General features: G+C 58.3%; 10 protein-coding genes. 5 read left to right on the top strand and 5 right to left on the bottom strand.

Annotated features, from left to right (window positions below; translation table 11 throughout):
• Nucleotides 1-66: 66 nt before the first annotated feature.
• The 5 genes from FBY12_RS04250 (at nt 67) to FBY12_RS04270 (ending at nt 6,586) form a co-directional block, all read left to right on the top strand.
• The gene (locus FBY12_RS04250) at nt 67-966 is read left to right on the top strand and encodes a bestrophin family protein (RefSeq protein ID WP_145251450.1); all 900 of its coding nucleotides are present in this window, start codon (nt 67-69) and stop codon (nt 964-966) included.
• 77 nt (nt 967-1,043) lie between these two features.
• Nucleotides 1,044-2,099, top strand: coding sequence for a lipopolysaccharide assembly protein LapB (locus FBY12_RS04255; protein ID WP_145251452.1), 1,056 nt, complete (start codon nt 1,044-1,046; stop codon nt 2,097-2,099).
• A gap of 199 nt (nt 2,100-2,298) precedes the next feature.
• Nucleotides 2,299-3,801: an ATPase domain-containing protein gene (locus FBY12_RS04260; RefSeq protein WP_121730821.1), complete on the top strand. Its 1,503-nt coding sequence runs from the start codon at nt 2,299-2,301 to the stop codon at nt 3,799-3,801.
• Between the two features lie 5 nt (nt 3,802-3,806).
• Entirely contained in the window at nt 3,807-5,468 is a 1,662-nt protein-coding gene (locus FBY12_RS04265; RefSeq protein ID WP_371927368.1) for an ATP-binding protein, read from the top strand.
• Between the two features lie 194 nt (nt 5,469-5,662).
• Nucleotides 5,663-6,586, top strand: coding sequence for a halovibrin HvnA (locus tag FBY12_RS04270; protein WP_145251454.1), 924 nt, complete (start codon nt 5,663-5,665; stop codon nt 6,584-6,586).
• Nucleotides 6,587-6,630: 44 nt separating this feature from the next.
• Here the strand turns inward: FBY12_RS04270 and FBY12_RS04275 are convergent, their stop codons facing one another.
• The 5 genes from FBY12_RS04275 to FBY12_RS04295 form a co-directional block, all read right to left on the bottom strand.
• The gene (locus FBY12_RS04275) at nt 6,631-7,008 is read right to left on the bottom strand and encodes a response regulator (RefSeq protein ID WP_121730824.1); all 378 of its coding nucleotides are present in this window, start codon (nt 7,006-7,008) and stop codon (nt 6,631-6,633) included.
• Nucleotides 7,009-7,085: 77 nt separating this feature from the next.
• Complete coding sequence (locus tag FBY12_RS04280; RefSeq protein ID WP_121730825.1) at nt 7,086-8,267, bottom strand: hybrid sensor histidine kinase/response regulator; 1,182 nt, start codon at nt 8,265-8,267, stop codon at nt 7,086-7,088.
• On the bottom strand, nt 8,261-8,854 hold the full coding sequence (locus FBY12_RS04285; RefSeq protein ID WP_145251456.1) for a chemotaxis protein CheB: 594 nt from the start codon (nt 8,852-8,854) through the stop codon (nt 8,261-8,263). The genes FBY12_RS04280 and FBY12_RS04285 overlap by 7 nt, the downstream gene beginning before the upstream one ends.
• Nucleotides 8,851-9,666, bottom strand: a complete 816-nt coding sequence (locus FBY12_RS04290; RefSeq protein ID WP_145251458.1) for a protein-glutamate O-methyltransferase CheR — start codon at nt 9,664-9,666, stop codon at nt 8,851-8,853. The genes FBY12_RS04285 and FBY12_RS04290 overlap by 4 nt, the downstream gene beginning before the upstream one ends.
• Before the next feature lie 58 nt (nt 9,667-9,724).
• Nucleotides 9,725-13,219, bottom strand: coding sequence for a response regulator (locus tag FBY12_RS04295; protein WP_145251460.1), 3,495 nt, complete (start codon nt 13,217-13,219; stop codon nt 9,725-9,727).
• Nucleotides 13,220-13,354 lie beyond the last annotated feature (135 nt).

A 13,354-nucleotide genomic window follows, 5' to 3' on the forward strand; every position in this document is an offset into this window, starting at 1 on the left:
GACAGGAACCCGCCAGACTCCTAGGCTTGAACCGCTGCGCAAGCCTCACTTGGTATACCCCGCCCAATGATCGTACGTCCCAAGCCGAACCTGATCGGCATCCTGTTTTCCCTCAAGGGTTCAATCGCCAAACGCATTGCCTTGCGCAGCCTGTTGGTGACATTGCTCGCCTCGGTGATTGTGCTGGTCGAAACCTGGCACCCGGCGTATTTCTCCAAGGTCAACGCGACGCCGTTCACCCTGCTGGGTTTGTCACTGTCGATCTTCATGAGTTTCCGCAACAACGCGTGTTACGACCGCTGGTGGGAAGGTCGCAAGCAACTGGGCCAGTTGATCATCGAAGTGCGCTCGTTGGTTCGCCAGACCCAAGGCTTGATGGACGCGGACCAGCGCGAAGTGCTGCTGCGCGAACTGTGCGGTTTTGCTCATGGGTTGATTGCTCGCCTGCGCCTGGAAAGCGAGCCGCAAGCCATCGCGCCGTGGACGCACGACCCGATTGATACTCAGCACCCGAACATCCCCGATGCGCTGCTGCAACGGATCGGCGCGCGCTGCTCGGAACTCGCCGAGGTGGGCCGCATCAGCGACTGGCGCTACACCCAACTGGAATCGCGGCTGGTCAGCCTGAGCCAGGTCCAGGCCAGTTGCGAACGGATCAAAAGTACGCCGCTGCCCTTCCCTTACACCTTGTTGCTGCACCGCACCATTTACCTGTTTTGCATTCTGTTGCCGTTCGCCATGGCCGAACCGCTGGGTTGGTTGACGCCGGTGTTCACCGCCATCGTCAGCTACACCTTTTTTGGCCTCGACGAGATTGGCGATGACCTCGAAGACCCGTTCGGCTTCGACGAAAACGATCTGCCGTGCAATGCGATTCTGCGCACGCTGGAGCGCGAAGTGCTGGCCGCGCTGGGCCACACAGAGCTGCCACCGCCGCTCGAACCGATCGAATTCGTCCTCAGCTGAGCCAGGGTTTGACTCGACGCCGCGCCTGACCGAAGCTGACGTCTTTTGCAAAAACTCGTCAGCCCCCGGATTCCTGCATGCCCAAGTCCCGCCGCTACCTGATCATCAGCCTCTGCGTGCTGTTTGCCATTCTGCTCATCTGGTTTTTCCAGCGCAGCACCGTGCCAACCTTGCCGGCCGCGATCAAACACGGTTACAGCGAAGCGTTGACCCAGGCGCGTACTGGCCAACCGGGCGCGGCGCGGGTGCTGTATCAGCAACTGAACCGGCCTGACCTGTCGGCCAAACGGCGGATCTGGCTGTTGGTCGAACTGCCGAACTACCCGAGCCCGCAAGCGCTGAAACTGGCGGACGCCGATCTGCAGAACGAGTCGGCGGACGTGCGCGTTGCCGCGATCAAAAGTGTCGTCGGGCTGGTGCCTAGTGGGCAACGCAGTTTGTTGTTGGGGCCGCTACTCGATGACGATGATCAAACCGTGCGCCTGGCAGCCGTCAATGCGCTGCTGGGTTTGTCGCCGGATGACCTAGGTTTGTATTTCGGGCCGTTGCAGCAAGCAATCGATGCCCAGGAACGCGAGCTCAAAAGCCAACCTGAGACCGCCAATACCCACTACCAATTGGCCCGCTTGCACCTGCACAACGCCGAATTGAAAGAGGCGCAACAGGCGTTGGAGCGCACGTTGCTGCTCGACGCGGGCAATTTGCCGGCGTTGGTGATGCAAATCGAAGTGCTGGACAAGCAAGGTCAGAGCGATGCCGCCCGCCAGTTGCTGGCGAAGCAATTGCAGGCGCAGCCCGATTCCGCCTATTTGCAACACGCGCTGGGGCTCTGGTTGCTGCATCACGGGCAAAGTGAGTTTGCCGTGCTCGGGCTCTCCAAAGCGGTCGAGCTGGAGCCGGACAACAAGGATTATCGCTATGACCTGGCGACCACGTTGCACGGCGAGGACGAGTTGGAAGCGGCGCAGAAACAACTTCAGGAAATCGTCCAGCGTCACCCTGCCGACCGCAAGGCGCGGGTGTTGTTGATCAGCTATTGGAAGGAAAGCGGCCAGTTGCAGAACGTGCAGATTCTGTTGGCGCAACTTGAGCAGCTCAACCCGGACGACCCTGCGCTGCAACAAGGTCTATAAAAGTACGAGAGCTTTAAATGTAAGAAAGCTGCAAATGTAAGAAAGCTGCAAATGTAAGAGATTGCCGTCGCTGGCAATTCGATGGCTCGGACGAAAAAAGGTTGAACCGTCGTCACGGCCAAAGGTCAAGTGATCAGGCAGTCAATTCAGGCACTTCAGGCCTGCTGCCTCGCTTCCCCTAGTCATGAGAGGGCATTTTTTGTCAACATCTAACGAGTTGTTCAGTGCAAAAGCCGCCACCGGCATCGAAGGTCTGGATGACATCCTGGCCGGTGGATTGTCACGCGGACACGTATTTTTGCTGGAGGGAGAGCCCGGAACCGGCAAAACCACCGTCGCATTGCATTTTCTCCTTGCCGGATCCCGCGCCGGCGAGCGCTCGTTGTATATCACCTTGTCTGAAACCGAACGCGAACTGCGCCAAGGCGCGTTGTCGCACGGTTGGGAACTGGATGAGAACATCCACATATTCGAGTTGACCCCACCCGAAAGCCTGCTCAACGCCGAGCATCAGCAAAGCTTGCTGTACTCCTCGGACCTTGAGCTGGGTGAAGCCACCAAGCAGATTTTCGAAGTGGTTGAACGGGTCAAGCCGACCCGCGTAGTCCTCGACAGCCTTTCTGAGATTCGTTTGCTGGCGCAAAGCTCCTTGCGCTATCGCCGGCAAATCCTCGCCATCAAGCATTACTTCGTGCGCTACGACGCCACGGTGCTGCTGCTTGATGACCTGACCACCGAATCCCTCGACAAAACCGTGCACAGCGTTGCGCACGGCGTGGTGCGCCTGGAAGAGTTGACGCCGAACTACGGTGCTGAGCGCCGGCGGATCCGCATCGTCAAATATCGTGGCCAGAAATACCGCGGCGGTTTTCACGACTTCACCATCATGGGCGACGGCGTCCACGTGTTCCCTCGCCTGGTGGCGGCCGAGCATCGTGGCAAATACGTGCGAACCCAGATGTCCAGCGGCATCAGAGAAATGGACGCGTTGCTGGGCGGCGGTATCGAAACCGGCTCCAGCACACTGATCCTCGGCCCTGCCGGTACCGGTAAATCGCTGATCTCGATGATCTTCGCCGCTGCCGCCGTGGCCCGGGGCGAAAAAGCCGCGCTGTTCATTTTCGACGAAGAATTGGGCCTGCTGTTCGAGCGCATGCGCAACATGGGCATTGACCTGCTGGCACTGCAAAACACCGGCAACCTGCTGATTGAACAAGTCGACGCTGCCGAATTGTCGCCCGGCGAGTTCTCGCACCGGGTACGTCGCTGCGTCGATCAGCTGGACATCAAGACTGTGGTGATCGACAGCATCAACGGCTATCAAGCGGCGATGCCGGAAGAGAACGCGCTGGTGCTGCACATGCACGAATTGCTGCTGTACCTCAACCGCAAAGGCGCGGCGACATTCATGACCGTCGCGCAGCACGGACTGGTCGGCGACATGCAGGCGCCGGTCGACATCACATACCTGGCCGACACGGTGATCCTGCTGCGTTATTTCGAGGCCTTGGGCAAAGTGCGTCGGGCTATTTCCATCATCAAGAAGCGTACCGGCAGCCATGAATCAACCATCCGCGAATACCGCATCAGCGGCAAAGGCATGACCATCGGCGAACCGCTTGACGCCTTCCAGGGCGTATTGCGCGGCGTACCGACCTACATGGGCGCGAACAAACCGTTGCTTGCGGACGACAACCTGTGACGGTCATGGCCGCGACCTCCGAGCGCGCGATCATCCTCGCGCCGCTGGGGCGCGACAGCCAGATTGCGCTGATGATGCTCAACGAAGCGGGATTCTCGGGTGTGATCGCCCGCGATCTCGCGGACTTGTGCGCGGAACTCGAAGACGGCGCCGGGATGCTGCTGATTTCTTCCGAGGCATTGCTCGGCGCTGATCTCGAGCGCTTGTTGCAATGGATCGATCAACAACCGGCATGGTCCGACCTGCCGATTGTATTGCTCACCCACCACGGTGGCCCGGAGCAGAATCCGGCGTCGCGGCTTGGCCCGCAACTGGGTAACGTGACCTTCCTCGAACGCCCTTTTCACCCGGTGACCCTGATCAGTCTGGTGACCACCGCGTTACGCGGGCGCCGACGACAATACGAAGCCAGGGACCGGCTGATCGACCTCAGTCAAAGCGAACAGCGACTGCAAATCACCCTCGAAACCCTCGAACAGCAAGTCGAGGAGCGCACCGCGCAGCTGCGGCATAACGAAGAAGCGTTGCGCCAATCGCAGAAAATGGAAGCGGTCGGCCAATTGACCGGCGGCATCGCCCACGACTTCAACAACATGCTCACCGGCATCATCGGTAGCCTTGAGTTGCTGCGCCGACGTTTGGCGCGTGGCCGTACTGAGGATCTCGATGGCTTGATCGATCTGGGCGTGACCTCGGCCAACCGTGCGGCAGGCTTGACTCACCGCTTGCTGGCCTTCTCGCGCCGGCAGTCGCTGGATTCCAAACCGGTCGAGATGAACGCTCTGGTCACCTCCATGGGTGAGCTGCTGCAGCGCAGCATCAACGAAACCATTCAGTTGGACATGCAACTGAGCGAAGAACTTTGGGTCGCCGAGGCGGATCCGAATCAATTGGAGAGCGCTCTGCTCAACCTGGTGTTGAACGCCCGCGATGCGATGCCCGACGGTGGCAAGTTGACGGTGAAAACCTTCAACCAGCATCTCGATGCGGCTTTCACCGAAACCCACGGCAACCTGCAACCGGGCGATTACGTGGTGTTGAGCGTCACCGACACCGGTTGCGGAATGCCGCAAAGCACCATCAGCCGCGCGTTCGATCCGTTTTTCACAACTAAACCGATTGGCCAGGGTACCGGGCTTGGGTTGTCGATGATTTATGGGTTCAGCAAGCAGTCGCGCGGCCATGTAACCATCGAAAGTGAGGTCGGCAAAGGCACCACGGTCAATCTGTACCTGCCGCGCAATATCAATGATCTGGTGCAGGACGCGCTGGTTAATATCGAGCAAGCGCCTTACGCGCTCGATGGCGAAACAGTGCTGATTGTCGAAGACGATCCGGCAGTTCGGGTGTTGGTCAGCGCCGTGCTCAGCGAGCTGGGTTACGCGTTTGTCGAGGCGGGTGATGCCGACAGCGCGGTGCCGATCCTGGATTCCGATCAGCGCATCGATCTGCTGATCAGCGACGTCGGACTACCAGGCATGAATGGCCGACAGCTGGCGGAAATTGGCCGGCAATATCGTCCCGACCTCAAGGTGTTGTTCATTACCGGATATGCCGAGCACGCGGCAGTGCGCGGTGGTTTCCTCGACCCGGGCATGCAGATGATCACCAAGCCGTTCACTTTCGATCTGCTGACCGCAAAAGTGCGGGAGATGATCCGGATCTGACTATCAAGGCCGCATCTGAATACCCTCGACGGGTCAGTCTACAAGCCGCGCCGTAGGCTGTAACCTGTCAAATCTGACAGCTATTCATGCTGTCTTTTCCACTGTTAACTCCCTTGTGAAGTAGGCAAAGTCAGCGCTTTTCGCGCTCAGGATCCGAATGTCGCCTGCCGATCCCTAGCCCAGGAGTTGACTTTATGAAGCGGTTGATTGCGTTATCGATGGCAACATTGCTATCCGCCTGCCAAACCAGTACTACCCCGAAAGAGGCGCCGCTAGAGGCGCCGCAAGACACAACTGTGATGAGTTTGAATCAAGCGTCGGCAAGCGATGCGGGCGTCCGCGTAGCGACAGCTTTGACCCAACGCTACATGGACACTCGGCTGAACTGCGGTGCCAACTCGATGCCGGCGTTTCTATGTTCCGGGATCATTCTGCGTTCAACGGTTCCAGCGCCCGGCTCTCAATACTTCACATGGAACCCTTCACCCAACTCGCAAAAAAGTGGCGGCGTGTCGTTCAGCTATTTGCGCAAGGACATGAACTTCAAATCGCTGGTGTTCGGCCAGACCAGCGGCTTTATATTTTTGCCAGTGCTCAACCAACTTCCTGGCACTCGAAAAATAGAAGTGCTCTGCGCCTATCCAGTGGATGGCGCAGCCCAGCTACGTGACAAACCTGGATGCGGAGCACACCCTTACGCACCGGATCTCAGTCGGCGCTGTCAAACCATTGGCATCACCACGGCTGAACAATGGATTGCCAACAAGAAGAAAAATGGCTGGAACAGTTGCAGTTTTGATGTGCGTGATTCGATGAACCAATTGGCGGCAGACTCTTTCTACCAGTCCATTCGTGCACACAACCTGGGAAATTATTTCGCTGGCGCCTATGACTACAGCGAATTGATCTTGGCGACGTGGCCGCAGAATATTCCAAAAGAGTTGCCGATCGAAGCGTTCTACTACATCACTACCGGATTGCCCGGCGCGCAAAAGGATCAGCGAGATTTTTACGCTCAGACCGCAGGCAAAGTGGTTCCTGTTATCAAACTCACTCTGCCTGCGACAAACACCGGCAACGCTGTGTTCAGCTACAACCCTGCCGATCAGGTCCATTAATAAATCCAACGCCTGACATCGCTTCGATATAGCGCGAGGCGACGTCAGCTCAACATGTCCTGCATCAATTCCTGCAACAGTTCCAGCTTGAACGGCTTGCCCAGAATCGGCGCCTTGCGCGTGATCGGGCTGTCGGTTTCGCGGATTTCCTGCGGATAACCGCTGATGAAAATCACTTTGAGTTCCGGTCGAAGTTTCACCGCAGGCTCGGCGATTTGCACGCCGGAGATTCCACCGGGCAGGCGGAAGTCGGTAATCATCATGTCCAGGTGCGGTTTGCTGGCGAGGATCTCGAAGGCTTGCTCACCGTTTTCGGCTTGCAGCACTCGGTAACCCTCACCCGACAGATAGGCAGACAACACCATCAAAATCGAGGGATCGTCCTCGACAATGAGTACTACATCTTGCGCATCTTCACTCATGGGAAGCCTTTGTTCGGTCAATAGCTGCTGATACGACCGTGGGGTCGTTCAGAGGTTGCGTTTATCTGGCTGTTTTCCTACAGCGGCAGACAAACGCGAAATAAGGCGCCTTCGTTGATCTTGCTCTCGACGACGATGGATCCGCCATGGGCGGCTACGATTTGTTCTGAAATAAACAGCCCGAGCCCCAATCCAGCCACCACCGTCTTGGCTGAGACCCGCTCGAACTGCAGGAAAATCCGCTTCTGGTTTTCTTCGCTGATGCCGATGCCACGGTCCTGAACCTCGACCCGCGCCTCGCCGCCGTGGCAATACACGCGCACATCGATCTGGCCTTTGCCGCCGTAGCGCAGCGCGTTGGTCAGCAGATTGGAGATCACTTGCTCGATGCGGAACTCATCCCAATGGCCTTCCACCGCGCCCTCTGCGGTGAACACCACGGACGATTCGGCGGCATCGACTTGCGGCGCGAAGTTTTGCAGCAAGTTATCGACCAGCTTCACCAGATCAAAACGACTTGGCCGGATCGACAGCTTGCCGGTGCGAATGCGCGACACGTCGAGCATGTCCTCGATCAGACGGATCAGGCTTTTGATCTGGCGCTCATCGCGGTCGACCATCGCGTGCATCTTGTCGAGGGTAAATGCTGCGGCGTTGTCCCGGGCCAGGTGCATCTTGCGCAGCTGGGTCTCGAGGATCAGGCCATTGAGTGGCGTGCGCACTTCGTGGGCGACGATCGACATGAAGTCATCACGCATGCGCACCGCTTGCTCCAGCTCGTTCTGGGTGTTCTGCAACTGCTTGAGCAACGCTTCCTGCTCGCGACGGCTCTGTTCCAATGCCTCGACCTGCTGCTTCATCGCTTTGCTCTGGCGATACAGGTCGACGAACACGTTGACCTTGCTTTTGACCGCGTGGATATCCAGCGGTTTGTGCAGGAAGTCGACGGCGCCGCTTTCGTAGCCTTTGAACGCGTAATTGAGCTCGCGACCGGCGGCGCTGACGAAAACAATCGGGATGTTCTTGGTTTTCTCGGTGCCGCGCATCAGCTCGGCCAGTTCGAAGCCATTCATGCCCGGCATCTGCACGTCGAGAATGGCCATGGCGAACTCGTGTTGCAGCAACAGCGACAAGGCTTCGTCCGCCGAAAGCGCCTTGTAGACCGTACGGTCTTCGCGCTTGATCAGCGCTTCAAGGGCCAACAGGTTCTCCGGCAAATCGTCGACGATCAGCAGCTTGGCTTGAATATTACTTAACATGCGATTTGTTCCAGCTCGACAATCAAACGGCCGATGCCGTGTATGGGAAGTATGTGGTCCGGCTGGTGCAAGGCCAGCGCCGCCCGCGGCATCGTCGCCACCTGGGCCTCTTCGGGATCTTGCACCACCGTCAGGCCGCCACGCACCTTGACCTGCGCCAAGCCGCTCGCACCGTCGCGATTGGCGCCGGTCAGCAGCACAGCGGCCAGTGCTGGGCCGTAAACATCAGCGGCCGACTCGAACAGGTAATCGATCGAGGGCCGCGAATGGTGCACGCGGTCTTCCAGGCTCAACGAAAAACTGCGGTCCTGCTCCACCGACAAGTGATAACCGGGGCCGGCGAAATACAGCGTGCCCGCCTCGACCGGAGTCTTGTCGTACGCTTCGACTACCGGCAGCGAAACCCGCCGGGAAAACACTTCGGCCAAATGGCTGCGGCGCTCTTCGGGCAAGTGCAGCACCACGATGATCGGCAGCACAAAGCCTGGGCGCAACGGGCTGAGGATGTTCAATAACGCCTCGACGCCGCCGGCCGAGGCACCCATCACGATAGCCTCTACGGTCGGCAAACCGGGTGCGTCGTTCATGATTTGCGGTAGATCCGTTCTTGTTTGACCAATGGCTCGAACTGCTTGCCGAACGCCGAGAAGTCCGGCGTTTCCTTGCTGCCCAACACCAGAAAACCGCGGTGGCACAACGACTCGTGAAACAGTCCGAATGCCCGATCCTGAAGTTTTTTATTGAAGTAAATCAACACGTTACGACACGATATTAATTGGGTTTCGGAGAATACACTGTCCGTCGCCAGGCTGTGATCGGCAAACGTCACGTTCTCGCACAGGCTCTTGTCGAAAATCGCGTAACCGTACGCCGCCGTATAGTAGTCGGCAAATGAACGCTGGCCACCGGCCTGCTGATAATTGGCGGTGTAGGCACGGACATTCTCCATCGAGAAAATCCCTTGCTTGGCTTTGTCCAGCGAACGCGGATTGATGTCGGTGGCGTAAATGATGGTGCGATCGAGCAGCCCTTCCTCGCGCAGCAGGATGGCCATCGAGTAGACCTCTTCGCCCGTGCTGCAGCCGGCAATCCAGATCTTGATCGACGGATAGGTCTTGAGCAGCGGCACTACTTCCTTGCGGATCGCGAGAAAGTGCGACGGGTCGCGAAACATCTCGCTGACCGGGATCGTCAGCAATTGCAGCAACTGCATGAACGCGGTCGGATCGTGCAGGACCCTGTCCTGCAACGCCGAGATGGTCGCGCACTCGAACTGACCCAACGCATGACTGACCCGGCGCTTGATCGATGCGCCGGAGTAGTCGCGAAAGTCGTAGCTGTACTTGAGGTAAATCGCCTCGATCAACAGCCGCAGTTCGATTTCGTTATTGTTTTCCACTAGTTGCTCTTTTCCACTAAGGGTTTTCCACTAAAGGTTTTCCACTAAAAGCTTTTCACTAGATGCGTTCCATTTTCGGCAACCACACGCGGATCAGCGAGAACAGGCGATCGAGGTCGATCGGCTTGGCCAGGTAGTCGTTGGAACCCGCCGCGAGGCAACGTTCCTGATCGTCCTTCATGGCTTTTGCCGTGACGGCGATGATCGGCAGTTTGCGCCAGCGCGGATCCTGGCGGATCAAGGCTGTGGCCTCGTAACCGTCCATCTCCGGCATCATCACGTCCATCAGCACCAAGTCGATGTCCTCGACTTCATTCAATCGCTCGATCGCTTCACGACCGTTACGGCCGATCACCACCACCGCGCCTTTATGCTCCAGCGCACTGGTCAGGGCGAAGATGTTGCGCACATCGTCGTCCACCAGCAGCACCTTGCGGCCCTCGAAGACCTTGTCGCGACTGCGCGCAGTCTTGAGCATCTTCTGGCGCTCATGGGACAACTGCGATTCGACTTTGTGCAAAAAGAGTGTGACCTCATCGAGCAAGCGTTCCGGCGAGCGCGCGCCTTTGATGATGATCGAGCGCGAGTACTTGCGCAGCTCGGCTTCTTCGTCGCGGGTCAGGTTGCGCCCGGTGTAGACAATTACTGGCGGGAACGAGCAGATGTCCTCGGTTGCCATGCGCTTGAGCAGGTCATTGCCGAGCATATCTGGCAATTTCAGGTCGATGACCATGCAATCGAAAATCGTCTCGCGCAGCAGATCGAGCGCTTCCTGAGCCAGACCGACTGCGGTGATTTCGATGTCTTCATCGCCAATCAACCGCGCAATGCTGTCGCGCTGCAGGTCATCGTCCTCGACCAGCAACACGCGTTTGACCTTTTGCGTCAGTTTGGCTTCCAGGCGTGCGAACACGTCTTTCAGTTCTTCGCGGGTGGTCGGTTTGACCGCGTACCCGATGGCGCCCATGTGCATCGCCGCTTCGACGCGGTCTTCGACCGAAATCACGTGAACCGGAATGTGGCGGGTTTCGGCGCGTTCTTTCAGGCGCTGCAACACGGTCAAACCGGAATGGTCGGGTAGGCGCATGTCGAGCAGGATCGCGTCGGGGATGAACTGTTTCGCCAGGTCGTAACCTTCATCGGCGCCATGCGCGACCAGGCACTGATAGCCCAGTTCGTGCGCCAGATCGTAGAGGATGCGCGCAAAGTTCGGCTCATCTTCCACCACCAGAATGCAGCGCGTGGTGAACGGTGCCTTGGTGCGGTCATCGTCGAAACGCGGGATGTCGACTTCGGCAATCAGCGGCACCTGTGCCGCAGGGGCAGCCGGTTTTGGCACGTAGGCCACCGGCGTCGCACGCATCGGCTCAATCGGATCCTCGCCCGGCTCGACGTATTGCAGCGGCAACACCAAGGTGAACGAACTGCCCTGCCCCGGCTCGCTGGTAACGCTGATCGAGCCGCCGAGCAACACCGCCAGATCTCGCGAGATCGACAGCCCCAGCCCGGTGCCGCCATAACGGCGGTTGGTGGTGCCGTCGGCCTGACGGAAGGCTTCGAAGATGCTTTCCTGCTGGTCCGCCGCAATGCCGATCCCGGAATCGCGGACGATAAAGGCAATGCCGTCGCCCGGCTGGCTGGCAACCGTGAGGCTGACGCTGCCCTTTTCGGTGAACTTCACGGCGTTCGACAACAGGTTCTTCACCACCTGTTCCAGACGTTGGCGGTCGGTGAAGATCATCATCGGTGCGCCCGGCTGCAACTCGATGTTGAACTGCAGATTCTTGTCCTTGGCCATCGGCTCGAACATCCCGCGCAGGCCTTCGACCAAGCGCGAAACGCTGGTGTTCTCCGGGCGCATGTCGAGTTTGCCGGCCTCGACTTTGGAAATGTCGAGAATGTCGTTGATCAGATTCAACAAATCGTTGCCGGCAGAATAAATCGACTCGGCAAATTTCACCTGTTCGGCGCTGAGGTTTTCCTGCGGGTTTTCCGCCAGCAGCTTGGCGAGGATCAGCGAACTGTTCAGCGGTGTGCGCAGTTCGTGGGACATGTTGGCGAGGAATTCGGACTTGTACTTGCTGGAGCGCTGCAACTCTTCGGCGCGCTCTTCCAGCTGTGTCTGGGCCTGATTGAGCTCGGTATTCTTCTGGTCCATCGCATCGCGCTGGTCGGACAGAATCTGCGCCTGCTCGGCGAGCTGTTCGTTGGTCTGCTCGAGCTCGACCTGCTGGGTTTCGAGGTGCGCCTGGGATTCCTTGAGAATCCGCGACTGCTCTTCCAGCTCTTCGTTGGCGGTTTTCAGTTCTTCCTGCTGCACTTGCAGCTCTTCGTTGAGCTGCTGGGTTTCTGCCAGCACTTCCTGCAAGCGCTGACGATAACGCGCGGCTTCAATAGAGGTGCCGATGTTGCTGGCGATCAGCTCGAGCAATTCGACGTCACGATCGTCCAGTGGACGCAGGAAACCCAGCTCAATCACACCGTTGACCCGATCGTCGTCGCTGGTCGGCACCACCATCACGCTGTGCGGCAGGCCTTCGCCGAGGCCGGAGCTGACGCGGAAATACCCTTGCGGCACATCATCCAGACGAATCAACCGCGCTTGCTGCACCGCTTGGCCGACAATACCTTCGCCGTCGTAGATCGCCTGATCCTGCTCTTCCTGCTCACGCGACAAACCGTAAGAGGCCACGCGTTTCAGGCCGCCATGGTCTTCGCGCACATAAATAGCAGCGACGGCGGTGCCCATGTATTGCGCACAGAACTTGAGGATATTGCGCCCCAACATCTGCAAGGACAGTTGCCCCAGCACTTGTTCGGCCAGTTCGGTCTGACCACTGCGCAACCAGGCTTGTTTTTCCAGGCGTGCAGCGGCGGCCTGTTGCGCCGCCAGATTGACGCTGTAGTTCTGGGACAGATTGAGCAGATCGCGACGGCCAATGTAGGCCAGCAAACCGCTGATGCCGGCGACGAACAGCAGATAAAGGGTGATGCTCCAGATCGTCGTGCGGCGCACTTCTTCGTTGCGCGTGGTGCGCAACTGTTGCTCCATGTCGATCACGTCTTCGAATTGCTTGCGAATCTCATCGGTCAGGCGCTTGCCGCGCCCGGCCTTCACCGCGCCGCGATAGTCGCCGCTGGTGCGCTGCAAATCGATCATCGATTGCGCATAAGTCGCCCATTCGGTTTGCAATGCCTGCAAGCGGCGCAAACGGTCAGTCTGAACCGGGTTGTCGCCGGTCAATTCGAGCAAGGTATTGAGCGCGACCGCAATGCGCGGCTTGGCCGTTTCATAGGGGTCGAGGAAGTGCTCGTCGCCGCTGAGCAGGAAGCCGCGCATGCCGGTTTCCAGGTCGACGGTGAGCTTCACCGCCTCATTGGCGTTATTGATCACCCGGTCGGTGTGCTCGACCCATTGGATGACGGATAGCAGGTAAGTAATCAACGCCACAAAGAAAACCGCGCTGATAGCGCCCACGCCCAGCGGCAAACTGACGTTGCGGCTCAGCAGTTTACGGAATCTTTGCTCATCAACCGAAGACGCAGGGGTCATGGGAAATGCCTTGTCGAACTGTCGAAAACCAGGGAGTTTGCCCCAAAAGCCCTACACGAATCTAATTTTCTGACAGCTTTTGTCGCAAATTCCGGCAATTAGCTGCGCTTGATCAATGCCGCGCGTTATCCTTGC

The sequence above is a fragment of the Pseudomonas sp. SJZ131 genome (assembly GCF_007828705.1).
Taxonomy (GTDB): domain Bacteria; phylum Pseudomonadota; class Gammaproteobacteria; order Pseudomonadales; family Pseudomonadaceae; genus Aquipseudomonas; species Aquipseudomonas prosekii.

What these genes read in the sequence shown, in the direction of transcription:
- FBY12_RS04250 (WP_145251450.1), top strand. Translation starts at nt 67, where the DNA reads ATGATCGTACGTCCCAAGCCGAACCTGATCGGCATCCTGTTTTCCCTC.
- FBY12_RS04255 (WP_145251452.1), top strand. Translation starts at nt 1,044, where the DNA reads ATGCCCAAGTCCCGCCGCTACCTGATCATCAGCCTCTGCGTGCTGTTT.
- FBY12_RS04265 (WP_371927368.1), top strand. Translation starts at nt 3,807, where the DNA reads ATGGCCGCGACCTCCGAGCGCGCGATCATCCTCGCGCCGCTGGGGCGC.
- FBY12_RS04270 (WP_145251454.1), top strand. Translation starts at nt 5,663, where the DNA reads ATGAAGCGGTTGATTGCGTTATCGATGGCAACATTGCTATCCGCCTGC.
- FBY12_RS04275 (WP_121730824.1), bottom strand. Translation starts at nt 7,008, where the DNA reads ATGAGTGAAGATGCGCAAGATGTAGTACTCATTGTCGAGGACGATCCC.
- FBY12_RS04280 (WP_121730825.1), bottom strand. Translation starts at nt 8,267, where the DNA reads ATGTTAAGTAATATTCAAGCCAAGCTGCTGATCGTCGACGATTTGCCG.
- FBY12_RS04285 (WP_145251456.1), bottom strand. Translation starts at nt 8,854, where the DNA reads ATGAACGACGCACCCGGTTTGCCGACCGTAGAGGCTATCGTGATGGGT.
- FBY12_RS04295 (WP_145251460.1), bottom strand. Translation starts at nt 13,219, where the DNA reads ATGACCCCTGCGTCTTCGGTTGATGAGCAAAGATTCCGTAAACTGCTG.